Below are 20,696 nucleotides of genomic sequence, written 5' to 3'. Positions count from 1 at the left end.
CGCTCGTGCTGGGTGTCCGCAATTCCGCTTCCGAGACACCGCCACCCAATTCGACGGGACAAGGCCTGATCGGAATGCGCGAGCGGACGAGAATGTACGGTGGTTCGATCGAAATGGGGCCGGCCGGATCCGACGGTTTCGCGATCGAACTGACCCTTCCCCCATCTGCCGCAGGAGCGAACCCGGTGACCAGTGTGCTGGTGGTCGACGACCAGGATCTCGTCCGGGCGGGCTTCGTGGCCCTCGACGCCGTCCCCGACGTGCGGGTCACCGGTGAAGCGCGAAACGGGCTCGAAGCCGTCGAGAAAGCACGCGCGCTGCGTCCCGACACGGCCCACCGTCGAGCGGGTGCGCGTACGCGATCTCCGGGCGCAGGAGGTCGATCTCGTGCGCGGCGACACCGAACCATTGGAAGAAGGGGACGCCGCGGCCATCGGGATGCCCGGTGGCGCAGATGTCGTGGCGGACGTAGTCGTCGAACAGCGAGGCCGTCCGCGTTCCCCCGCCGATCTCGTCCGCCGCTTCGTGGATCTCGACCGACAGCCCCGCCCTGACCAGCAAGACCGCCGCCGTGAGCCCGTTCGGACCGGAACCGACCACAGACACGTCGATCGGCATACCACCCCCTTGCCGGGATCCGAACAGCTCGCCCGAATATTGTCGGACCCCTCTCCTAGGTTGATCCGCTTCAACCCAATCAGGAAGGGGGGCCATGCCCGATCACGACACGCTGCTCGCGCGCGTCCGGAAACTTCTCGCGAAGGCGGAGGATCCGGCGGTCACCGAGGCCGAAGCCGAGTCCTACAACACCAAGGCCGCCGAACTGATCGCCCGGTACGGCATCGATCAAGCACTGCTGGCCGACTCCGGGGCGACAGCCGACGAGATCACCCAGATCATGATCCCGCTCGACAACCCCTACAGCCGTGACAAGGCGGGACTGCTCACCAACATCGCGCATCCGCTGCGCTGCCGGGCCCTGCTGCACCGGCTCGGCCAGTCCGTCACCGCGGTGACCGTGTTCGGTTTCCGCAGCGATCTGGAGCGGACCGAGTTGCTGTACACGAGCCTGCTGCTGCAGGCGACCACCCAGCTGACCAGGGTCCGCCCGGGGAACCGCGTGTTCGCGGGCGAATCACTGGCCGCGTACCGGCGCACCTGGCTGCACGGATTCTCCGGCGCGGTCTACGAACGGCTCCGCAACAGTGAAGACACCGCGGCCCGCACCCACACCGCCACCGCGGGCCACCGCTCAGCCGAACTGGTGATCCAGGACCGGACGGCTATGGTCAAGCAGGCATACGACGAGCAGTACGGCGATCTGCGCTCGGCACCACCGAGGCGACTGTCCGGCAGCGGCTACCTCGACGGGCACTCCGCCGGCGAGCGCGCCAACCTCAACACCACCGGTCTCACCGGACGGCGCCGCGCGCTGCCGGTGCGTTAGTCACTACCTGACCTTCGCGCGTTCGGGCAGCGGGCGGGCACTCCCGTCGATGGGGATCTCGTCCGGTTCCGGAGGCCGTACAGTGTGCACATACGCCTCTTCGAGGCACTGTGAAGATCGAAGTTCCGCCGAGCGGCCGTGAGCGACATGGACCCGTTGGGCCCGCCTCGGACGACGTCGGCGTCGTGGTCGTCTTGCTCGTCGTCTACCAGAGACAGATCAGGCAGATCTCGAACCCGCCGCACTCGTTCAACGTGAGATAACCGCACAGGGACAGGCGCACGGCCCGTTCCTTGACTCGAACTCCTTCTCCATATCGGAAAACTACCTCGTGAGAGCCCATGTCCTCGGGTCTACTGAGGGCATGATCGTGATCGAAGACCTGGCCACCCGGCCCGGCCTGCGCGAGCCCGAGCTAGGTCTCGGCGGCGTCGGCGGCGAATTCCTCCAGCACGACCAGACTGGCCTGCTGGCGAAGTCGTCCCATCTGGCCGCTCGCTGGCCGGAGTACTTCCTCGTGCTGCTGGAAAACGGCGTCCCGGTGGCGAGAGCGGCCGCCGTCCCGGTCGGGTTCCCGACGGCCGAGCGCCCGGAGCTGCCGGATCACGGCTGGGACGCCGCCCTGATCTGGGCCGCGGAAGACCTGATGAGCACCCGTGAGACGAATACGCTGATCGCACTCGAAGTGCTGGTCGCGCCAGGCCGCCGTGGTGGCGGCCTGGCCACGAAAGCGTTGGAAGCACTGAAGAAGCGTGCCTCGGAGACAGGCATGCGCAAACTCGTCGTGCCGGTCCGCCCGGCAGGGAAGGAGAACGAACCCGGACTGTCCTTTGAGGACTACATCGCTCGCCGTCGCCCGGACGGGCTGCCGGAGGATCCGTGGCTGCGTACGCACGAACGGCTCGGTGCCCGGTTCGTGAAGGTGGCGCCGTTCGCGATGACGGTCACGGGCACCTTCGCACAGTGGAAAGCGTGGACCGGCGTCGAACTCCGGGACGGCCTCACGACCGTGCCGGGCGGGATCGCGCCGGTTCTCGCCTCCTCGGCGCTGGACGTCGGCGTCTACGTGGAACCGAACGTCTGGCTGGAGCACCTGGTAGTCCGAGCCAGCACCTGCTAGATTTCTTTGGCATGTGCAGGAGCTCGGCATGACCGCCACCGGACCCTCCGGCGACGAGCTGCTGCGGCTGCTGGGGGCACTGGCGAATCCGCACCGGCTGCGGATCGTCGCGGCGCTCCGCGCGGAGCGCGCGTACGTGAGCCAGCTGGCGCGAGAACTCGGCATCAGCCGGGCGTTGTTGCAGCTCCACCTGCGCAAGCTGGAGGCGGCCGGGCTCGTTTCGGCCGCACTGGAGCTGTCGGAGGACGGGAAGGCGATGAAGTTCTACGAGGTGAAACCGTTCCTGGTCGAGTTGAGCCCGGACACCATCGCCGCCGCGGCCCCGACGCTCACCTCACCGGACACCGTCGATCAGGGGGAACGACCGTGAAGTGGTATCAATGGCAGGAGGTCGCCGGGCTGATCGGCATCTTCGTGTTCCTCACCGTGGTGATCACGGTGGTCGTGTGGCAGTTCGGCGCGACCATCCGGGCCAGGGGCGCGCTCGCGCGTGAACAGGAATACCGCAGGCTCGCCGAAAAGGCCGTCCAGGCGCAGGAAGAGACCGAACGCAAACTCACCGAACTCGACGGGCGCCTCGCGGATCTCCAGAAGAGTGTGGGCTCGGTCGAACGGATCCTCAAGGAGGTCGACTGACCACCGGCCGGGAAAAGACCCTGGGCCGCCGAGCGGCAACTCGACGGCCCAGGAAAGAAGAAGCAAAAACCTCGCCCGAGGCATCTCACTCCTTCACGCAAAGGACTGTAGTTCATGCTGCCCGAAAGAATCGCCGCCTGGTCCGTGCGGCACCGCGCGCTCACCCTCGTCGGCTGGGTCGCCCTCGTGGTCATCGCCCTGCTGTCAGGAACGCTGCTGGACGGCGAAGGCCGCCGGAGCACCGATCCCGGCGAATCCGGCCGCGCGCAGACCGCCTTGAACGCCCAGAGTACCTTCGATCCCTTACGAGAGAACGTCCTCATCGAGGCGAAGGACCCCGGCTCACCGCCGTTCGCCGCGAACGAAGAACTCCGGCGGGCGACCGAAGACCTGGTCACCACACTCACCCGAGCCGGCTCCGTCACCGACGTCCGATCACCGCTGGCCTCCGACGGCGCCGAGCGGATCTCGGCCGATGGCGCGTCCGGTCTCGTCGGCTTTTCGATCGCCGGCGAGGAGAAGGACATCCGCCCGAACTTCGAGACCGCGGCCGCGCAGGTCGGCGTGGTCGCCGCCCGGCATCCCTCGGTCCGGTTGGGCCTGTCCGGAGATCTCAGCCTGTCGTCCGTGGTCGACAAGGGCATCCGGGAGGACGTCGAGCGCTCGGAGTTCCTTTCCCTCCCGATGACGCTGGTGATCCTGCTGATCGTCTTCGGGGCGCTGGTCGCGGCGTCGGTCCCGTTGCTGCTGGCGGGCACGAGTGTCGCGGCGACGTTCGGGTTCCTCTCCGTCGTCGACGACTTCACCCCGATCAACAGCGCGACGACGGTGATCACCCTGCTCATCGGGATGGCCGTCGGCGTCGACTATTCGCTGTTCTTCCTCCGGCGGCAACGAGAAGAACGCGCGCGAGGCCATTCCGTCGACGACGCCATCCGGATCTCGGCGAAGACGTCCGGGCAGGTCGTGGTCGTCTCCGGCGTCACGGTCGTCCTGTGCGTGAGCGGGCTGGTGCTCACCGGACTAGACAACTTCACCGGGCTCGCGATCAGCACGGCGTTCGTGGTCGGCTTGGCCGTGCTCGGCTCGGTCACCGTGCTGCCCGCGCTGCTCTCACTGCTGGGAGACAAGGTCGACCGCGGCAGGATTCCCTGGTTGGGCAAACGGCGCACCGCCGCGGAGAACTCGCGGTTCTGGTCCGCGACGGCCCGCGCGGTCACCCGGCGGCCCGCGCTGTGGGGCGGGCTCGCGACCGCGTCGCTGATCCTGCTCACGCTGCCCGCGCTCGGCATGCGCCTGCAGGATCCGACGCCGGCGGAGAGCCTGCCGCGGTCGATGGCGACGATCGACGCCGCCGTCCGCACCCAGCAAGCCTTCCCCGGGGTCGTCTATCCCGCGACGGTGGTACTGACGGCCGAGAACGGCGGCCCGGTGGACAGCCCGGCCCTGCGGTCCGCGATCACGGATCTCGAACGCCGGATCGGCGAGACCGGTGGGGTGCTCAACAAACCGATCGCCGTCGCCGACGTCGGCGAAGCGGTGGTCGTCCGGGTTCCGTTGTCCGGGTCGGGGCGCGACCCGGAAGCCGACGCCGCGCTGGCGAAACTGCGCACCGAGGTGCTTCCCGCGACGATCGGCGAGGTCGACGGCGTCGAGTTCGCGGTTTCGGGCCGCACGGCGAACGCCCGCGACTTCGCCGACCGGGTGATCGAGGGGATGCCACTGGTCTTCGGTTTCGTGCTGCTGGCCGCGTTCTTGTTGCTGCTGCTGGCCTTCCGGTCCTTGGCGGTGTCACTCGTGTCGATCGTGCTCAACCTGCTGTCGATCGGCGCGGCCTACGGCGTGCTCACCTGGATCTTCCAGGACGGCCATTTCGCCTCCCCGCTGGGATTCACGCCCTACGGCGGTGTGGTCGGCTGGCTGCCGATGTTCATGTTCGTCCTGCTGTTCGGGCTGAGCATGGACTACCACATCTTCATCCTCAGCCGGATCCGCGAACACCGGGGCGACGGCGTCGTGGCCGCGATCGTCCGCGGCACCGGCACGAGCGCGGGGGTGGTCAGCAGCGCGGCGGTGATCATGGTCGGCGTGTTCAGCGTCTTCATCACGCTGAGCGCGATCGAGTACAAGATGATGGGTGTCGGGATGGCGGTCGCCGTGCTGATCGACGTCACGCTGGTCCGCGGGGTGTTGCTGCCCGCTTTCCTGGCGCTGCTGGGAGAACGGGCCTGGCGGCCCCACCGTAAATCCGTGGCCCCCGAGCGTGTCCCGGAACTATCGTCGCCGAATGCCTGACGCGCTCTTCGCCCACGCCCGGCTCGCACCGATTTACGACGCCTTCGACGGCGCTCGCGACGACCTGGACCACTACCTCGCCATCATCGGCGAACTCGGGGCGAAGAGAGTGCTCGACGTCGGCTGCGGCACCGGCTGCCTGGCCGTTCTCCTCGCCGGACGCGGGATCGAGGTCGTGGGGGTCGATCCCGCCGAGGCGTCGCTGGAGGTCGCGAAGGCCAAGGACCCGGAAGGGAAGATCACCTGGATCCATGGTGACGCGAAAGCGGTGGGTGAGGCGGGCGCCGATCTCGCGGTGATGACCGGGAACGTGGCCCAGGTCTTCCTGACCGACGGCGAATGGAGCCGGACTCTCGAAGGTGTCCACACCGCGCTGGCGCCGGGTGGGCATCTGGTCTTCGAGATCCGGCGCCCTGATCGCCGCGCCTGGGAGGACTGGGCGGCCGACACCGCGCACGACACCATCGACGTCCCAGGTGTCGGCGAGGTCGAGCAGTGGCGCGAGGTCACCGAGGTGGACCTCCCGTTCGTCTCGTTCCGGTACAGCTACCGGTTCGAAGACGGCGAGGTCGTCACCTCGGATTCGAAACTGTGGTTCCGCGAGCGCGAAGACCTGGAGTCTTTGCTGGCGGAACACGGCTTCCGCGTCCTGGACGTCCGGGACGCCCCCGACCGTCCAGGACGCGAGTACGTGTTCATCGCCCAGCGGGCCTAGAGGTTTTCGCCGTCCGGAACGGTTTTCGGACCGGTGATCTTCACGTCGCCCCGGACGACGACGTTCTTCCCGAAAGTGACGTCGCCGTCCACCTCGAGGCTCGTGCACTCCTTGAGCGAAGGGGCGTCGGGGATGCGCGCGTCGAAGTCCGGCAGGAGTTTGTAGAACTCCTTGCTCAGCGACACGACCGGCGGGGTGGTGGTGAACTCGGGGATCATCTCCCCGCCGTCGTCGAGCACGTACGCGTCGGAGCGGACGACGAGCAGGTCGTCGGTGGTCTTGACCGGGGCGAACCGGGTCCGCGGGATCTCGATGGCCCGCGCGCCCTCGAGTGAACCGATCGCCGCGCCCATCGCCGTTTCGAGCTGGATCACCGGCGTGCTGGCCGAATCGGCCGGGTCGACGGTCTTCCGGTTCACGATCAGCGGCAGTTCCGGCGCGGCCGGGTCGGCGTCCTGCAAGGCCTTCAGGCGTTCGAGGTCGAACCAGATGTTGTTGGTGTTGAAGAAGCGCCATTTCGCGACATCGCCGAACGAGTCGTCACCGTCGGGCACCTGCGCGGACTCGCGCAGGACGATCCGGCCGTCGCGTCGCGCGAGGTGCCCGCCCTTGCGGTCGGCCGCGGTGCCGAGCACGGTCTCCATCGCGAACGGGATGTCCTCGCCTCCGAGCCACGCGGCGATCCGGGCGTCCGGGAGCGCGCCGAGATTGTCGGCGTTGGACACGAAACACCAGCGGATGCCTTGCGCCAGCAGCAGATCGAGCATCCCGCTCACCGCGAGCGCGATGTAGATGTCGCCGTGCCCCGGCGGGCACCATTCGAGCTCCGGGTTCGCGGGCCACTCGGCGGGCTTCCCGTCGGCGGTGATCTTCGGTTCGCGCCCCTGCAGGAAGTCGGCCGGGATGACGTCGTCGGCGAGATCGGGATACTTCTTGAGCGACTCCAGCGAAGACTCGCGGGTGCCCGCCGAATTCATCAGGATCAGCGGAAGGCGCGCGTTGTACTTCTTGCGGGTGGAGAGCACCTGCATCGCGATGACGTCGAGGAACGTCTTCCCCGGTTTGATTTCCAGCAGCGATTTCGGCCCGGTGAGCCCCATGCTCGTGCCGAGACCGCCGTTGAGCTTGAGAACGGCGGTGCGGTCCAGGACCCGGCGCGCTTCTTCGGCGTCCGGCTCGGGCAGCTCCACCAGCCTGCTGATGTCACCGAGAGGTTCGAGTTCGTTCCCCGGCAATTCACCGGCGCCGGGTTCGGACAGCTGCTCGAGCCGCCGTCGCAGGGCCGCCAGTTCCATGGCGTGCGCTCCCGCGGAACGCATTTTCGCCAGCGTCTCGGCGTAACGATCGGACAGGTGCGCGTCAGAGCTCATTGTGCCCTTTCTGAACCACTGCGTCGGGGCGTCAGTGTATTACCGGCCGCGGGGCCACGCCCTGGTCCGGGGTCAGCACACCGGTCATCCGGACGTCGTGCGGTTCCGCGGGCAGGGCGCGGACGAGTTCGGCGTCCCGGACGACGGCGATCAGCGCGGCGTCCGGCGCGGCGAAGGAGAGTGACCGGTCGTAATATCCGGCACCCCGACCGAGCCGGACGCCTTCGTCGTCGACGGCGAGCGCGGGGATCAGCACCAGGTCGGCGGTCCCCAGCGTGTCGGGACCGAGCCGACGGCCCGTCGGTTCGAGCAGCCCGCGCAGCCGTCCCGGCCCAAGCGTCGAGGGGCCTTCGTAAGCGGCCCAGCCGAGCGGCCCCGGCTCGTCGGGCACGATCGGCAGCAGGACACGTTTGCCCTGGTCGAGAAGTTGATCAAGGAGCAGCGTCGAGCCCGGTTCGGTCCCGAACGGCACGTACGCGCAGACGACCGCACCCGGCAGCGGGGCGGCCGCGGCGGCCAGCGACACCGCCTCCCGAGCCCGATCCTCCGACACCTGTGAACGCCGTTCGGCGGTTATCCGGGAACGCCACTCCGCTTTGCTCAGGTGTTCATTGCCGGGCTTGCCCACGTGGTCAGGTTAGGCTTCACGCCTATGACAGGCGCAGCGACCACCCCGGCGGCACGGACGACGAGGAGCTTGCCCGATCGGGCGATTTCCCTGACTTCGGGCCGCATCACCCCTGGTAACGGTGGTGAACTTCAGTTCACCGACGGGCCTTCATCGCGTGCCTGGTCGAACGAACGGATCGAGATCCCCCAGTCATGACGGAGCCCATCGCCGAAGCGGCCGAGACCGAAGACGCGGGACAGTTCCGTTCCGTCGAGGATCAGATCGCGCTGACCCTGGACGCCGCGGTACGCCCGCGCCCGGTCCGGGTCGCCATCTCCGAGGCCCAAGGCCTCCTGTGCGCCGAAGAGGTCGTCGCCGAGCACGCGCTGCCCGGTTTCGACCAGGCCGCCGTCGACGGTTACGCGGTACGAAGCGTCGACGTCCGCACCGCCGGCCAGGAGCCGGTGCAGTTGCCGGTGGTCGGCGAGATCGCCGCCGGTTCACGCCAGCCGCGGCGGCTACAGCCGGGCCAGGCCGTGCGGGTCGACACCGGCGCGCCGCTGCCCACGCTCGCCGACGCCGTCGTCCCGACCGCCTACACCGACGGCCACCAGGCCAAGGTCACCGTGCACAAGTCGGTGCCGTCCGCCGGTTACGTGCGCCGGACCGGCGAGGACGTGCAGATCGGCGACGTCGCCGTCCGCAAGGGCGACACCATCGGCTCGGCGCAGGTCGGCCTGCTCGCCGCCGTCGGCCGGGCGAAGGTGCTGGTGTACCCGCGGCCGCGGGTTTCGATCGTGTCCGTCGGCGACGAACTGGTCGACATCGACCGCACCCCGTCGGTCGGGCAGGTCTACGACGTCAACTCCTACGCGCTGTCCGCGGCCGCGCGGGACGCGGGCGCCGAGGTGAGCCGCGTCGGCATCGTCCCCGGCGATCCGAAACGGCTGCGCGAAATCGTCGAAGGCCGTCTGCTGATGTCGGAGATCGTCGTCGTCGCGGGCGGTGCCGGCGGAAGCGCGGGCGACGAGGTGCACGCGGCGCTGTCCGACCTCGGCCATATCGACATGACCCGCGTCGCCATGCACCCCGGTTCGGTGCAGGGCTTCGGCAGGCTCGGCCCCGATTCGGTGCCGACGTTCCTGATCCCCGGCAACCCGATGAGCGCGCTCGTCGTGTTCGAGGTCCTGGTCCGCCCGCTCATCCGCGCCGCGCGCGGCACCCGCAACCCGCACCGCCGGATCGTCGGCGCGCGGCTGCTCTCCCCGATCACCTCGACCAAGGGGCGCAAAGGATTCCTGCGCGGGCAACTGCTGCGCGACGAGGGCAACGGCGAGTACCTGGTGCAGCCGCTCGGCACCTCCGGCGCGCACCTGCTCGCGTCGCTGGCCGAGGCGAACTGCCTGATCAACATCGACGAAGACCTCACCGAGGTCGCCGCGGGCGAGCAGGTCAAGGTGACCTTCCTGGCCCAGCGGGCGTAATGGGCGCACCGATCTCCGGCGTCGCGTATCCGATCGAGAGCAGGCACCCTGGCTGGCCCGCGAAACTCGGGCCGCTCCGGGTGCCAGCCGGAATCCTCGCCGTGCGGCCGGTCAGGCTGCGGGACGCCGGCGAGTGGAGCCGCGTCCGGCTGCGGGACCGCGAACACCTCGAGATGTGGGAACCGACCGGTATCGGACCGTGGCCGGATCGCAACGCGTTCTGGTCGTGGCCGTCGCAATGGATGGCTTTGCGGGGCTTGGCCCGGCGCGGACAGTGTCTTCCGTTCACCATCACGGTGGATGGACGCTTCGCCGGACAGATCACTGTGGGTAATGTCATCCGGGCGTCGCTCCGGTCGGCCTGGATCGGTTACTGGGTGTCATCGGACATCGTCCGCGGCGGCGTCGCGACCGGCGCCGTCGCACTTGTCACCGACCATGTCTTCGATTTCGGCGGCCTGCACCGGCTCGAGGCGACCGTCCGCCCCGAAAACACCCCCAGCCTGCGGGTTCTCGGCAAGGTGGGCTACCGGCAAGAGGGTCTTTTCGAGCGCTACCTCGACGTCGCGGGCGGCTGGCGGGACCACTTCTGCTACGCCGTCACCAAGGAAGAGACCGGTGACGGACTGGTGTCCCGGCTCGTCGCGAAAGGCCTCGCCGAGCGCGTTTGAGCCCATCACCGGGTCGTTCCAGTGACCGCGTTACCACAAACTGTGAGATTCACCTAATTTGGTGATGCATTTTCCGTGATCGAAACCGGCGAGTCTGCGCGGCGTGTGTGACTGTTGTGGCTAGCGTGACTACAGCAGTGGATCGGGGGAGGTGACGGGAGATGCCCAGTTCGGTGATCATCGTCGCGCTCGCAGCGGCATGGCTCGTCGTTCTCGTGCCCATGGTCGCTCGCAAGCGCCAGCAGGTCGCGCGGACGACGGACTCGGCCCTGGCGGCGCGAGTCGTGCGGAGCGGGAGCACACGCCACGAGGGACCGGAGGAGTTCGCCATGGCGGAGAACACGGAACCATCGGTAGAAGACGACCTGGCCGAACTCGAGGCGGAACTCGACGCCGACCTCGAAGACGAGGAACGGGAAGCCGAACCGCTTCCCCAGCCCTCGCGCGGGCCGCAAACCGAAAAAGAACGCCAAGGCGCGGGCTACCGGCCAGGCCGAGGCGGATTCGACCCCGAGGCGGCCGACATCGCCGCACGCGCCAAGTACGCGTTCCGGCAGCGGATCGTGATCTCGCTCCTGGTACTCGTGGTCACCACGGCGGCCGTCGCCGGCTTCCTGACCCCGATGATCTGGTGGGCCAACGGTATCGTCGACGCCGTCCTCATCGGCTACCTCGCGTACCTGCGCCGCCAGGTCCGCATCGAGGACGACATCCGGCAGCGCCGCCTCGCCCGCTACAACAACACTCGCGGCCCACGCCAACCGCCGATCGCCGACGACGAACCGCACGACAACATCGAGGTCGTCGCCACCGAACGCCCGGAAGTCGTGGAACGCAAGCCGTCCCCGATGTCCCGCCTCCGGCGCCAAGCCGTCGTCGTCGACCTCGACGACGAGGACCCGGCCTTCCACGAGCTCGACGAGCCCGGGACCAGGCCATTCCGCCGGGCCTCCGGAGAGTGACCCCCCTCGTTTGGGGCTCCATGAGCCACTGATACGCTCATGGAGCCCCAAACGAGGGGCACGTTTCACCAGGGGCTGTAGCGCAGTTGGTAGCGCGTCTCGTTCGCATCGAGAAGGTCAGGGGTTCGATTCCCCTCAGCTCCACAGCAGCTCAAAGGCCCTTTCCGGGGATTCGGGAAGGGCCTTTTTACTACCCGTACAGCAGCGAAGTACAGCAGCAGATCATTGCAAGCTGTCGTCGAGCTTCTTGAGCGCCGCTCGTGATCTCCAACGTGACGCGTTCTGAAGGGGCAGGTCGAAATCTGCCAACCTCGACCGCTCCGCATCGGCAAAGACTTCGTCCAGCAAATATGTGATCAGGTCGCGGCACTTCTCCAGAACCAGAGAATCCCCAATTCCCGCATTGGACTCCTCTAAGGCGGCAAGATGACGAGCACCTCTTCTGCGAGCTGACACCGAGTAGGTTGGTTACCTTTGTCGGCTCTTCGCCATTGAGGGTGTAGCCGCGGGCCTGGACCTGGGGTCTTGGGCCACCCCTCTTGCTGTCGTTGGGGGGGCTCCACCCGGGAGCGGAGCCGTGACGTTGGGGTCCGCCGCTGAGAATCGTGTCGGCCGTGCTGGTGCCAGGATGGTCGAGGTGGGTCAACACATCGGCACTCCTCGACATGGTCGAGGGCCGCTCAAAGCAGGTGTTCAAGGCCTGGCTCGCTGCTCGCCCAGAGGCGAGCATGTGAGCGATCGAGGAGCACGAGCGGGACGGCGACCAGGGCCAGGGCGGCGCCGATCCACGGGATGACGGTCAGTGAAGCGCCCAGGTTCAGCGCCCCGGCGGCGAAGGCCGGAGTCAGGCTGATGCCCAGCTGGAAGGCCGACACCGTGGTGGCACCGGCGAGGGTCGGGGCGGAACCGGCGATGGCGAACACCCGCCCGTAGAGCGCCGGGTTGACCACGAAAGCCGCGATACCCAGCAGGAAGACCAGCGGCACGACAACCCAGGCCGAAGTGGCGAAGAGAGCGAGCAGTGCCGAGAACACCGCGATGCCGAGGACGCCGACGAGCAGCGCGTGGTGCGGGCGCCGGTCGGAGATCCGGCCGCCGACGGCCAGACCGGCGAAGGCGCCGATTCCGAACAGCGCGAGGACGGCGGGGATCCAGACGGCGGGAAGGACGTCCGCCAACATCGCCGACAAGTAGTTGAACGACACCATGTACGCGGCGGTGCTCAGGATCGTGATCGCGTAGACGCCCCACAGGCGCCAAGAACGCATCGCGCGCAGTTCGCCGGAGAGGCTCGGGACCGACGACGAAGTGGCGGGCAGGCCGACGGCGCAGGCGACCATGCCCACGACCGTGAGCACCACGACGCCCCAGAAGCCGCCGGTCCAGTCCGTGAGGTTACTGAGCAGGGTGCCCACCGGTCCCCCGGCCACCATGGCGACGCCGAGTCCGGCGACGACGACGCCCGAGGCCCGGGCGTTGCGGTCGGGGGTCACCAGGCTGATCGCGGTCACGGCGGCGACGGCGAAAAAGCCGGCGTAGGCGAGGCCGGCTATGAACCTGGTGACCAACAGGAACCAGTAGTCGTCGGCGAGCAGGCCCGCCGCGATCGCGGCGGCGAACACCAGTTGCGTGGTCATCAGCGCGGTGCGCCGTGGCCACTTCAGGCTGAGCACGGCGAACGGCGGTCCGCCGAGGACGACGCCGAGCGCGAACGCGGTGATGAGCGCGCCCGCGGACGACAGGGAGACGCCGAGGTCCGTGGCGGCCGAGGGCAGGACCCCGGCCATCAGGAACTCGGCGCTTCCCATCGCGAACAGGCTGAAAGCGAGGAGGTAGACGCCGGCGGGGAGCCGTGGGGTTTCGGTCATGGCGCCAGCATCCGAAGCTTCTGGCGGTTTCGGCAAAGAACTTTGCCGGAATCGGGACGGACTGCTGTGCTGGCGGAATGGAGAGCCAACCCGCCGTCGCCGCGGCGATCGAGCTGATCGCACCCCGGCTGCGCCACGCCCGCGAGAAGAAGGGGGTGACGCTGGTGGAGCTCAGCCGCGCCACCGGCATCTCCACCAGCACCCTGTCCCGGCTCGAATCCAGGCAGCGCAAGCCGAGCCTCGAGCTGCTCTTGCCGGTCATCGCCGCGCTGGGCCTGCGCGTCGATGAGATCGTGTCCTCACCGAGAGTGCTCGAACCGCCCGCGGACGGCCGGATCCTCATCCCGCTCACCCGGCACGAGGACGGGCCCCACGCCTACAAGATGACGATCCCGGCCGGCGACGACGAACCCCGGACGCGGACGCATACCGGCCGCGAGTGGCTCTACGTGCTGCGCGGCAGGCTCCGGCTGGTGCTCGGCGACCAGGACGTCGTGCTCGGTCCCGGCGAGGCGGCCGAGTTCGACTGCCGGACGCCGCACTGGTTCGGCGCCACCGGCCGCGGGCGGGTCGAGGTGCTCAGCCTCTTCGGCAGGCAGGGCGAGCGGATCCGCGTCCGCGTCCGCACCCGGTGACGTCAGTGTCTTCCGGTGAACCCGCGACCGCGATCGACGTCAGCAGGACGCTACCTGGTCATCCACCTCACGATGGCGGAGTGTCACCTTTCGAGTAAGCCCCTCAGCTCCGCCCTTCAGCTTTCAGACGCGCTGTTGGATACGGATCAGGTTCCCGGACGGGTCGCGGACGGCGCCGTCGCGCAGGCCGTACGGCTGGTCGGTCGGCTCCTGGATGATCTCGGCGCCCGCCTCGGCGAGGTGCTTGAAGAGGCCGTCGAGATCGTCCGAGGAGAACAGGATGCCCGCGTAGGTGCCCTTGGCCATCATCTCGCCGATGACACGGCGCTCGTCGTCGGTGATGCCGGGGTCGACGGCAGGCGGGTGCAGCACGATCGACACGGGCTGCCCCGGCGGGCCGACGGTGAGCCAGCGCATCCCGTCGTAGCCGACGTCGTTGCGCACCTCGAAGCCCAGGAGATCGCGGTAGAACGCCAGTGCGGCTTCGGGGTCGGTCTGCGGGAGGAAGCTCCCGTGAATGCTGATGTCCATGCCGGTCACGCTAGGTGAGGCCGCGGTCCGGCGCTTCTCGATTCCTGATCGCCTCGGGTCACTCGATCGAAGTCATGATCGTCATGGTCAGGGACTCGAGGGTGCCCTGGACGCCCTCGGACGACGTCCGCACGGCCTCCAGGAACCGTTCGAGCTGTTCGGGGCTGAAGCCGGACAGCGGGGCAAGGGTGGGGTCGATGGTCACAGCGCACCTCGGTCGTCGACGGATTTGATCTGCGGTTTGGCCGCCGGGTCGAGGAAGTCCCGCATCGCCGCGAGGAGCGCCAAGGCGTCCTCACGTTTCGTGTCGGGGGCCCCGCCGGCGAAGAAGGCGGCGATCCTGTCGTACTCGTCCTCCGGGAGTTCCCGGCGCAGCAGCATGAGCACGGTGCGGTTGACGCGCTGCGGGAAGTACAGCTCCTTGGCGATCTCGAGGTACCGCTCCCCCGTCTCGGGGGCGAACGCGCCCTCTTCGATGCCGGCGGCGATGGCGAACCGCATGTTGACCATCGGTTCCGACAACGCCGAGAGGTTCTCCTCGTCGTAGGTGACGGCGACCTCGTCGTCGGCGTCGATCCGGCCGGAGAAGTACTCCTCGTAGATCTTGCCGACGCCGACCATGCCGAACGGCGAGCATTCCGCCGCCCGCAGGGCGCCCATGCTCGACGAACCGAACATCGTGACACCGCGATCCATCGCCTCGAGCACCTCCTTCGGTGAGATACAGAGGCTCTGCAGGAAGCGCCCGTCCACGATGCCGATGGCCTCCGGCGGTTCCGGCCGGGCCAGCAGTTCGGCGAGGTCGCCTCGTTTGACCGGCGGCAGGAACTCGACGTCGAGTTCGGCCGAAGCCGACTCGAGATCGATGCTCGGGCCGATGAAAACCACTGCGCGCATGACGATCTCCTAAGCGGGCTTGGAAAGTTCGGCTTCCCGGATGCGGGCGGACAGTTCCAGCAGCGTGTCGTTCCAGACCGCCGCGCCGCGCGGGCCGATCTTGCAGTGGTCGACGGCCCACGATTCGAGCCGCGGCACGATCACCCGCACGACGCTGACCGGGATCCCCGGCGGCGAGAGGTCGACGGTGAGCGCGCGGTCGATACCCACGGCGCGGAGGCGGTCGAGGATCAGCTTGATGTCGGTCATCACGTCGTCGGTCGTCCACGACGGGATCTCGTCGAACGCGACCTGTTTGCGCATCGGCTGCCAGGCCCACGCGCCCTTGTCGATGGTCGCCGACCGCTGGACGTGGTTCTGGTACTTGGACACGTTCTCGGTCGGGAGCCGGATGTCCTCGCGCATCGCCTGGATGTCGACGGCGCGCCCCTGCGCGCATTCGGTGATGGCACGGATGAGCGCGACGTTCGCGTCGGGATGCGTGCCGAAACCGCCGTGCCCCTGTGACGTCGTCGGGCCGAGGTCCTCCGAGGTGGCGGCCAGGAAGCTCGGGATCTCCAGATCCGAGGTGATGTGCACGATCCGCATCTTCAAACCGGCGTCGTGGAACTTGTCCACGAGGGACTTCGCGAGCGGCGGCAGTGTTTCCAGGTCGACGTGCGGATGCAGCTCACGCAGGTACGACGTGATGTGCTCGGGCTGCGGCTCGACGAAGATGCCCTTTTCCAGCACCTGCGCGAGCTGGCTGCTCACGAGTTCGGCGTTGGTCATCGAATCGCGTTCGATGAGTTCGGTGAGCGCGTGGCAGATCGACTCTTCGAGACTGTTGCCGGACGCGAGGCCGTTGGTGGAAAGCACCTTGTAGCAGGGAGGTTCGTGGAACTTCAGCCCGTAGACGGCGGATGCCTGCGGGATGAGGATCGACTCCTCGTTCATCAGGTCGTACGCCTCGACCCACGAGATCGGGAGAGCGTCACGGTAGTGCGCGGAAAGCTCCGCGTTGTTCTCGCGCGGGTCCAGCACCGTACGGCCTTCGGCGACCAGTTCCTCGTAGGACGCGATGACCTGCGGCCGCACCGGCAGGGCGGCGGAGAACCGCTCGATCGCCTCCATCGCCGCGGACGTCCTGGCGTCGGTGTTGGTCAGGCCCTTGCCGTTGTAGACCGAGATGATGTCGTTGGAGCGTGGCGCGATGGCGTTGTAGACCGGGATGCCGACCCGGTCGAGCCAGGTGATCTCCGCGACCCGGGTCACCCCGGCGCGCCGCAGATGCGGCTCGATCCGCGCGTAGGTCTGTTCGGCGGTGAACTCGCGGTGCACCCCACCGCCCCCGACCTTCGGAACGCTCTTCCTGAGTTTCATCGCACTCCCTCGTATCCGGCGTTCGCTGGGACCGCTTCGGCGAGCAGTCGTTCCCATGACTCGGTTTCGCGCTCCGGATCGACCGAAGCGCGGCGGGCGGCGCACTGCCACCGCAATTGCGTGTAAAGCCCGTCGCGGTCGTGCTCGACCGCGTCGAGCACGGCGGCGAGCGCGTCGGTGTCGCCGACGGGGAAGTAACCGGCATAGTCCTCACCGAGCAGCCCGACCGAACCGGGGATGCGGGTGGAGACGATCGGCACCCCGGCGGCAAGTGCTTCGGTGACGACGTTCGCCCCGCCCTCGTGCAGCGACGTGAGTACCAGCAGACGACTGCGGGCGAGCACGGCGAGTGCTTCCGGCCGCGGCAACGGGCCGAGCCACGAATAGCGCGGGTTCTCCGTGGACTCGGCACGCAGCCGCCCGCCGATGTCGTCCTCGCGCACGCCGCCGACGTGGGTCACGGTGATCCGCGACGACGACGGCAGTTTCCGCACCGCCTCGCTCAGCCGTAGCGGATCCTTGACCGGCCTGGCGTGCGCCAAGAACGCGATCTCGAAGCGGTCCTCCGACGGTGCCTCGCCCGAAATCGGCGGCATCGACTGGGTGATCACCTTGGTGCGGCCGCGTAAGGCGAGCGGCACCTGCAGAAGTCCTTGTGGCTGCAGGACGACGATCCGCACGGCGCGTTCGAGCAGCTTCAGGTCGACGCCTCCGGTGACCAGATCCGGGTAGAGGTCCGTGCCGGTCAACGCGATGACGATCGGCGCGTCCGGGTGTTCGGCGGCGAAGGCGCGGATCGCGGCCTCGCTTTTGCGTGCGTGCAACGCGACGAGCAGGTCGTACTGCCCACCTTCGTAGTCCTGGACGACCCGGACGTCGTGCCCGAGGTCCCGCAGCAGATGTGCCCAGCGGCGCGCCGTGACACCGTTGCCGTAATCGCTGGCTTCGGGGACGGGGCCCGCGACGAGGATCCTCATCGGACACAGTCCGTGTCGTAGGCGAGCCATTTGCCGAAGGCGCGGACGGCTTCGTCGGGCGGGATGGTGGCCGTCCAGCCGAGTTCCGCCGCGGCCAGGCCCAGTTTCATCACGGGTGTCCCGGACGCCGACGTGACGTGCTCGGCCGGGACGGCGCGGACCGCTGCGCAGATGACTTTCGCCAGTTCGTTCCCGGTGAGCGTCGCCGTCGCGATGTCGTACACCGGCGCGACGGGTCCCCCGGTCAGCACCGCGTCGATCGCGCTCGCCATGTCACGGACATCGGTGAACTGGTGGACGCGGTCGGGATCGACCGGAAGGGCCTGCCGGGTCCAGGCCAGCTGGATCCAGTGCGCCACCAGGGTTTCCGTCGACGCGTGCGGGCCGATCGGCGTCGCGAACCGCAGGACGTGCTCGCGAGGTCCGGTGTCGACGATCGCGCAGAAGACGTCGCCGGGATCCGCCATATCACCGAGGTGAACGAGCCTCGTCTCGTCGGAAGCCCTCGCGCTGTCGACGATTTCGTGGCCGAGATCGGCCAGCAACCCGCACAGGTGCTCGGTGAGTGTGCCGCCCGAGCCGGTGATCGCGACCTGGATCCCGGTCCCCCCGCGCGGACGGCGAGGACGGGCCGCTCGGTGGCGTCCCGCGGCGAACCCCCACACGGCGACGTCGTGGTGCGAAGGCGTGATCGCCTCGATTTCGGACGCGAGGAGCTGATCGCACAAGCCACCCGGGCCGATGGTCGCGAGCGCCTGATCAAGGGCGGCACCGCTGTGTTCCACAGTGGACAGACCCATGGTGAACGCGGTCAGCCAGGTCTGCCAGGCGGCTTCGGACAGGTCCACCCCGCGCTCGAATTCGGTTCTGCACTCCTGCGGCGAAATCCCCGATCGCCGCAGGAACCGTTCTGTTCCGAGGTACTCCCAGTACCTGTCGCCGCGCACGGCGCATTCGGAGGTCAGGTGTTTGTGAAAAGGGATCACTTCGTGCTCGGCGACCACGTCACCGGCCGTCGAAGGGGCGGTGCCCGAAAAGCACGCGGAACGCCTCAGGCCGTGAGCATCGTTTCCGGCGACGCTGGGCAGGCCGGAATGCTCGACGGTGTTCGGCACCGCGATGCGGATGGGCACTTCCAGCGCTTTGAGATAACGGAACATCAGTACGTCGCAGGGCCAGCCGTCCCGGTTTCGGACCGCGTAACCCGCATAGCCGCGGGCGACTTCCGCGGGAAGCATCAGCGCGAGACAGGGCGCGTATTCGTTGACCGCCGTCGCCCAGTCCGCCCCCGCCGCCGCCGCCATCCGCACGGCCGCGCCGTTGCGGGAATTCCAGTTGGTGTAGAAAGCGATCGCGTCATCCGGCAACCGCTCGGCCGCTTTCCGCGCGTGCTCGAAGAAGCCGTCGGCGAGCTGGACATCGTCCTGCAGGACGAGAAAGTGCGTCGCGTCGTCGGGAACACTGCTCCAGGCCAGTTTCGTGGTGCGCGCGGCCATCGGTGGACCATCCGGTTCGGGGTCCAACACGACCCGCGTCGCGCCGGCGGGATCGAGCCGCGCGAGCGCTTCCGCTTCTTCCCTGCGCCGGGGATGTGCCATGACGGCACCCCTCACCCGTATCTCGGTCATCGACAACCCCCACCGTCTTTTTCACGCACCGGAAAAGTGTGGCAGTGCTCATACGACATCCTCTTCTCCCATGCTGCGAATGGGACGCCTCCGATGAAGTTCTCCTCGATTGCCACTCTTTTCCCCAGGTGCCGATGATGAGTATTCCACGGGTAATCTCGGTACGAGGCCACAGAACCGACAGAATGGGCGGGCGATGACGGACATCCTCTTCGTATGCGTGCACAACGCGAGCCGATCGCAGATGGCCGCCGCACTGCTGAAGCACCACGGATTCGGCCGAGTGACCGTGCGTTCCGCGGGCTGCGATCCGGCGGAACGGATCAATCCGCTGGTGGCGGGCGCGCTGGCGGAATGGGACGTCGACATAACGGGCGAGGTGCCGAGTCAGGTCACTTACGAGGACGTGGCGGCGGCCGACGTCGTGATCACCATGGGCTGCACGACCTGTCCGGTCGCCGAGGGGACACGGTACGTCGAATGGGTCGTCCCCAACCCGGAACACGAAGGGGTCACCGGGATCCGGCCGTTGCGGGACGACATGGACCGCCGGGTCCGCGAACTCTTGGCGTCCCTTGTGGACACTCCGGCGCCCGTGTGACGGAACGCGAAAGGCCCCTTTCCGCCCGGACGGGAAGGGGCCTTTCACTGGCGTCGATCAGGCGCGAACACCCTGTACGATCAGCCGCTTGGCGCGCTTGTCGTAAGGCGCGCCGTCGAAACCACCGTAGGCCTCGATGTCGGTGAAGCCGGCGTCCTCGAACAGGCGGCGCAGTTCGGCGGCGCTGTAGATGTAGGACTGGATGTGCGCCGAGCGGGCGGTGTCGCCGTCGACCAGCGTCCAGTCGGTACGCAGCTTCGTCCAGTCGTCGAGGACACTGTGCCGCATGTACGCGATTCCGTCGGGCTGCGGGAAAGCGTGCGTGCGGCCGATGTTCTTCGCGACGATCTCCTTGCCGTACACCTCCAGCAGCAGTTTGCCGCCCGGCGCCAGGCTGGTGTGCGCGTTACGCAGCACCTGAAGGTTCTTCTCGGCGTCGTCGAAGTAGCCGAACGACGTGTACATGTTCAACACGACGTCGAAACCGCCGGGACGGACGAATTCGAGCATGTCGCCCTGGACCAGCTCCGCCGAGACACCCGCGTCGGCGGCGGCCTGCTTGGCGCGGTCCAGGACGGGGGCGTTGAGATCGACCCCGGTCACCTGGTAGCCCTTGCGGGCGAGCGGAACGACGAACCGGCCCGGCCCGCAGCACAGGTCGAGCACCTGCGAGCCCGACGGGAAGGCCAGCAACGGCGATTCCCGCACGAGTTCGTCCGCCTCCACCGTCAGCCGCTGCGGCCACATCAGCTCGGAGAAGCCCGACCACAGGCCATCGTCGGAGTACCAGCTCATTTTCGTCCTCCCTAAAGCGCCAGCAGGCAATGCTGAAGATTCTCGGCCGTCCCGCACCCAAGACATCTCCTCGACTGCGCGCGGGAAAGGAG

At 68.0% G+C, this 20,696-nt stretch carries 21 protein-coding genes, 1 tRNA gene and 1 pseudogene; 12 read left to right on the top strand and 11 right to left on the bottom strand.

Annotated elements, in window-relative coordinates; genetic code table 11:
• Window positions 1-267 precede the first annotated feature (267 nt).
• Window positions 268-618 carry an NAD(P)-binding protein gene (locus tag ACM6LR_RS13115; RefSeq protein ID WP_414939769.1) on the bottom strand — a complete coding sequence of 117 codons (351 nt, stop codon included), beginning with the start codon at window positions 616-618 and terminating at the stop codon, window positions 268-270.
• Window positions 619-712: 94 nt separating this feature from the next.
• On the opposite strand from ACM6LR_RS13115, the gene ACM6LR_RS13110 reads away from it, so the two are divergent.
• The 6 genes from ACM6LR_RS13110 (at window position 713) to ACM6LR_RS13085 (ending at window position 6,213) form a co-directional block, all read left to right on the top strand.
• Entirely contained in the window at window positions 713-1,447 is a 735-nt protein-coding gene (locus tag ACM6LR_RS13110) for a DUF2786 domain-containing protein (RefSeq protein WP_414939768.1), read from the top strand.
• Window positions 1,448-1,811: 364 nt separating this feature from the next.
• On the top strand, window positions 1,812-2,567 hold the full coding sequence (locus tag ACM6LR_RS13105) for a GNAT family N-acetyltransferase (protein WP_414939766.1): 756 nt from the start codon (window positions 1,812-1,814) through the stop codon (window positions 2,565-2,567).
• Window positions 2,568-2,595: 28 nt separating this feature from the next.
• Window positions 2,596-2,937: an ArsR/SmtB family transcription factor gene (locus tag ACM6LR_RS13100; protein ID WP_414939765.1), complete on the top strand. Its 342-nt coding sequence runs from the start codon at window positions 2,596-2,598 to the stop codon at window positions 2,935-2,937.
• Window positions 2,934-3,203 carry a hypothetical protein gene (locus ACM6LR_RS13095; protein WP_414939764.1) on the top strand — a complete coding sequence of 90 codons (270 nt, stop codon included), beginning with the start codon at window positions 2,934-2,936 and terminating at the stop codon, window positions 3,201-3,203. Before ACM6LR_RS13100 ends, ACM6LR_RS13095 begins: the two co-directional genes overlap by 4 nt.
• 114 nt (window positions 3,204-3,317) lie before the next feature.
• Window positions 3,318-5,498: an MMPL family transporter gene (locus ACM6LR_RS13090; protein ID WP_414943878.1), complete on the top strand. Its 2,181-nt coding sequence runs from the start codon at window positions 3,318-3,320 to the stop codon at window positions 5,496-5,498.
• Complete coding sequence (locus ACM6LR_RS13085) at window positions 5,491-6,213, top strand: class I SAM-dependent methyltransferase (RefSeq protein ID WP_414939762.1); 723 nt, start codon at window positions 5,491-5,493, stop codon at window positions 6,211-6,213. Before ACM6LR_RS13090 ends, ACM6LR_RS13085 begins: the two co-directional genes overlap by 8 nt.
• Here the strand turns inward: ACM6LR_RS13085 and ACM6LR_RS13080 are convergent.
• Both ACM6LR_RS13080 and ACM6LR_RS13075 read right to left on the bottom strand, forming a co-directional pair.
• A complete protein-coding gene (locus tag ACM6LR_RS13080) occupies window positions 6,210-7,583 on the bottom strand; it encodes a UTP--glucose-1-phosphate uridylyltransferase (RefSeq protein ID WP_414939761.1) in 1,374 nt (457 codons plus the stop codon). The two genes, ACM6LR_RS13085 and ACM6LR_RS13080, sit on opposite strands and share 4 nt — an antisense overlap.
• 31 nt (window positions 7,584-7,614) lie before the next feature.
• Entirely contained in the window at window positions 7,615-8,187 is a 573-nt protein-coding gene (locus ACM6LR_RS13075; RefSeq protein WP_414944027.1) for a 5-formyltetrahydrofolate cyclo-ligase, read from the bottom strand.
• 218 nt (window positions 8,188-8,405) lie between these two features.
• On the opposite strand from ACM6LR_RS13075, the gene glp reads away from it, so the two are divergent.
• The 4 genes from glp (at window position 8,406) to ACM6LR_RS13055 (ending at window position 11,454) form a co-directional block, all read left to right on the top strand.
• On the top strand, window positions 8,406-9,677 hold the full coding sequence (gene glp, locus ACM6LR_RS13070; protein WP_005155621.1) for a gephyrin-like molybdotransferase Glp: 1,272 nt from the start codon (window positions 8,406-8,408) through the stop codon (window positions 9,675-9,677).
• Entirely contained in the window at window positions 9,677-10,348 is a 672-nt protein-coding gene (locus tag ACM6LR_RS13065) for a GNAT family N-acetyltransferase (RefSeq protein WP_414939760.1), read from the top strand. Before glp ends, ACM6LR_RS13065 begins: the two co-directional genes overlap by 1 nt.
• Window positions 10,349-10,509: 161 nt before the next feature.
• Window positions 10,510-11,310, top strand: coding sequence for a gephyrin-like molybdotransferase receptor GlpR (gene glpR / locus ACM6LR_RS13060; protein WP_414939759.1), 801 nt, complete (start codon window positions 10,510-10,512; stop codon window positions 11,308-11,310).
• Window positions 11,311-11,381: 71 nt separating this feature from the next.
• Window positions 11,382-11,454 (top strand) — tRNA-Ala (locus tag ACM6LR_RS13055).
• Between the two features lie 590 nt (window positions 11,455-12,044).
• Here ACM6LR_RS13055 and ACM6LR_RS13050 read toward each other — a convergent pair.
• Window positions 12,045-13,178 (bottom strand): annotated as a pseudogene (locus tag ACM6LR_RS13050) (MFS transporter); the annotation flags it as partial.
• Between the two features lie 77 nt (window positions 13,179-13,255).
• Here ACM6LR_RS13050 and ACM6LR_RS13045 point away from each other — a divergent pair.
• Window positions 13,256-13,813, top strand: coding sequence for a helix-turn-helix domain-containing protein (locus ACM6LR_RS13045; protein WP_414939656.1), 558 nt, complete (start codon window positions 13,256-13,258; stop codon window positions 13,811-13,813).
• A 123-nt stretch (window positions 13,814-13,936) separates the two neighbouring features.
• Here the strand turns inward: ACM6LR_RS13045 and ACM6LR_RS13040 are convergent, their stop codons facing one another.
• The 6 genes from ACM6LR_RS13040 to ACM6LR_RS13015 are packed head-to-tail and all read right to left on the bottom strand — an operon-like array spanning window position 13,937 to window position 19,178.
• Complete coding sequence (locus ACM6LR_RS13040) at window positions 13,937-14,344, bottom strand: VOC family protein (protein WP_414939655.1); 408 nt, start codon at window positions 14,342-14,344, stop codon at window positions 13,937-13,939.
• A gap of 58 nt (window positions 14,345-14,402) precedes the next feature.
• A complete protein-coding gene (locus ACM6LR_RS13035) occupies window positions 14,403-14,549 on the bottom strand; it encodes a hypothetical protein (RefSeq protein WP_414939654.1) in 147 nt (48 codons plus the stop codon).
• Window positions 14,546-15,241 carry a TfuA-like protein gene (locus tag ACM6LR_RS13030; protein WP_414939653.1) on the bottom strand — a complete coding sequence of 232 codons (696 nt, stop codon included), beginning with the start codon at window positions 15,239-15,241 and terminating at the stop codon, window positions 14,546-14,548. The genes ACM6LR_RS13035 and ACM6LR_RS13030 overlap by 4 nt, the downstream gene beginning before the upstream one ends.
• A gap of 9 nt (window positions 15,242-15,250) precedes the next feature.
• Window positions 15,251-16,603, bottom strand: coding sequence for a YcaO-like family protein (locus ACM6LR_RS13025; protein ID WP_414939652.1), 1,353 nt, complete (start codon window positions 16,601-16,603; stop codon window positions 15,251-15,253).
• Window positions 16,600-17,580 (bottom strand): selenoneine biosynthesis selenosugar synthase SenB, encoded by a 981-nt coding sequence (senB, locus tag ACM6LR_RS13020; protein WP_414943877.1) that lies wholly within the window; start codon window positions 17,578-17,580, stop codon window positions 16,600-16,602. Before senB ends, ACM6LR_RS13025 begins: the two co-directional genes overlap by 4 nt.
• Entirely contained in the window at window positions 17,577-19,178 is a 1,602-nt protein-coding gene (locus tag ACM6LR_RS13015) for an NAD-dependent epimerase/dehydratase family protein (protein WP_414943876.1), read from the bottom strand. Before ACM6LR_RS13015 ends, senB begins: the two co-directional genes overlap by 4 nt.
• Window positions 19,179-19,404: 226 nt before the next feature.
• Here ACM6LR_RS13015 and ACM6LR_RS13010 point away from each other — a divergent pair, with 226 nt between their 5' ends.
• On the top strand, window positions 19,405-19,809 hold the full coding sequence (locus ACM6LR_RS13010; protein WP_414943875.1) for a low molecular weight phosphatase family protein: 405 nt from the start codon (window positions 19,405-19,407) through the stop codon (window positions 19,807-19,809).
• A 57-nt stretch (window positions 19,810-19,866) separates the two neighbouring features.
• On the opposite strand, the gene ACM6LR_RS13005 is transcribed toward ACM6LR_RS13010, so the two are convergent.
• Window positions 19,867-20,604, bottom strand: coding sequence for a methyltransferase domain-containing protein (locus ACM6LR_RS13005; protein ID WP_414943874.1), 738 nt, complete (start codon window positions 20,602-20,604; stop codon window positions 19,867-19,869).
• Window positions 20,605-20,696: the final 92 nt, after the last annotated feature.

The organism is Amycolatopsis sp. cmx-11-32, from assembly GCF_047608695.1.
In the GTDB taxonomy this organism is placed as follows: Bacteria; Actinomycetota; Actinomycetes; order Mycobacteriales; family Pseudonocardiaceae; genus Amycolatopsis.
Note: the sequence above shows the minus strand (reverse complement) of the source record. Positions and strands in the feature narration are given on the sequence as shown.

What these genes read in the sequence shown, in the direction of transcription:
- ACM6LR_RS13115 (WP_414939769.1), bottom strand. Translation starts at nt 618, where the DNA reads ATGCCGATCGACGTGTCTGTGGTCGGTTCCGGTCCGAACGGGCTCACG.
- ACM6LR_RS13110 (WP_414939768.1), top strand. Translation starts at nt 713, where the DNA reads ATGCCCGATCACGACACGCTGCTCGCGCGCGTCCGGAAACTTCTCGCG.
- ACM6LR_RS13105 (WP_414939766.1), top strand. Translation starts at nt 1,812, where the DNA reads ATGATCGTGATCGAAGACCTGGCCACCCGGCCCGGCCTGCGCGAGCCC.
- ACM6LR_RS13100 (WP_414939765.1), top strand. Translation starts at nt 2,596, where the DNA reads ATGACCGCCACCGGACCCTCCGGCGACGAGCTGCTGCGGCTGCTGGGG.
- ACM6LR_RS13090 (WP_414943878.1), top strand. Translation starts at nt 3,318, where the DNA reads ATGCTGCCCGAAAGAATCGCCGCCTGGTCCGTGCGGCACCGCGCGCTC.
- ACM6LR_RS13085 (WP_414939762.1), top strand. Translation starts at nt 5,491, where the DNA reads ATGCCTGACGCGCTCTTCGCCCACGCCCGGCTCGCACCGATTTACGAC.
- ACM6LR_RS13080 (WP_414939761.1), bottom strand. Translation starts at nt 7,583, where the DNA reads ATGAGCTCTGACGCGCACCTGTCCGATCGTTACGCCGAGACGCTGGCG.
- glp (WP_005155621.1), top strand. Translation starts at nt 8,406, where the DNA reads ATGACGGAGCCCATCGCCGAAGCGGCCGAGACCGAAGACGCGGGACAG.
- ACM6LR_RS13065 (WP_414939760.1), top strand. Translation starts at nt 9,677, where the DNA reads ATGGGCGCACCGATCTCCGGCGTCGCGTATCCGATCGAGAGCAGGCAC.
- glpR (WP_414939759.1), top strand. Translation starts at nt 10,510, where the DNA reads ATGCCCAGTTCGGTGATCATCGTCGCGCTCGCAGCGGCATGGCTCGTC.
- ACM6LR_RS13045 (WP_414939656.1), top strand. Translation starts at nt 13,256, where the DNA reads ATGGAGAGCCAACCCGCCGTCGCCGCGGCGATCGAGCTGATCGCACCC.
- ACM6LR_RS13040 (WP_414939655.1), bottom strand. Translation starts at nt 14,344, where the DNA reads ATGGACATCAGCATTCACGGGAGCTTCCTCCCGCAGACCGACCCCGAA.
- ACM6LR_RS13030 (WP_414939653.1), bottom strand. Translation starts at nt 15,241, where the DNA reads ATGCGCGCAGTGGTTTTCATCGGCCCGAGCATCGATCTCGAGTCGGCT.
- ACM6LR_RS13025 (WP_414939652.1), bottom strand. Translation starts at nt 16,603, where the DNA reads ATGAAACTCAGGAAGAGCGTTCCGAAGGTCGGGGGCGGTGGGGTGCAC.
- senB (WP_414943877.1), bottom strand. Translation starts at nt 17,580, where the DNA reads ATGAGGATCCTCGTCGCGGGCCCCGTCCCCGAAGCCAGCGATTACGGC.
- ACM6LR_RS13015 (WP_414943876.1), bottom strand. Translation starts at nt 19,178, where the DNA reads ATGGCACATCCCCGGCGCAGGGAAGAAGCGGAAGCGCTCGCGCGGCTC.
- ACM6LR_RS13010 (WP_414943875.1), top strand. Translation starts at nt 19,405, where the DNA reads ATGACGGACATCCTCTTCGTATGCGTGCACAACGCGAGCCGATCGCAG.
- ACM6LR_RS13005 (WP_414943874.1), bottom strand. Translation starts at nt 20,604, where the DNA reads ATGAGCTGGTACTCCGACGATGGCCTGTGGTCGGGCTTCTCCGAGCTG.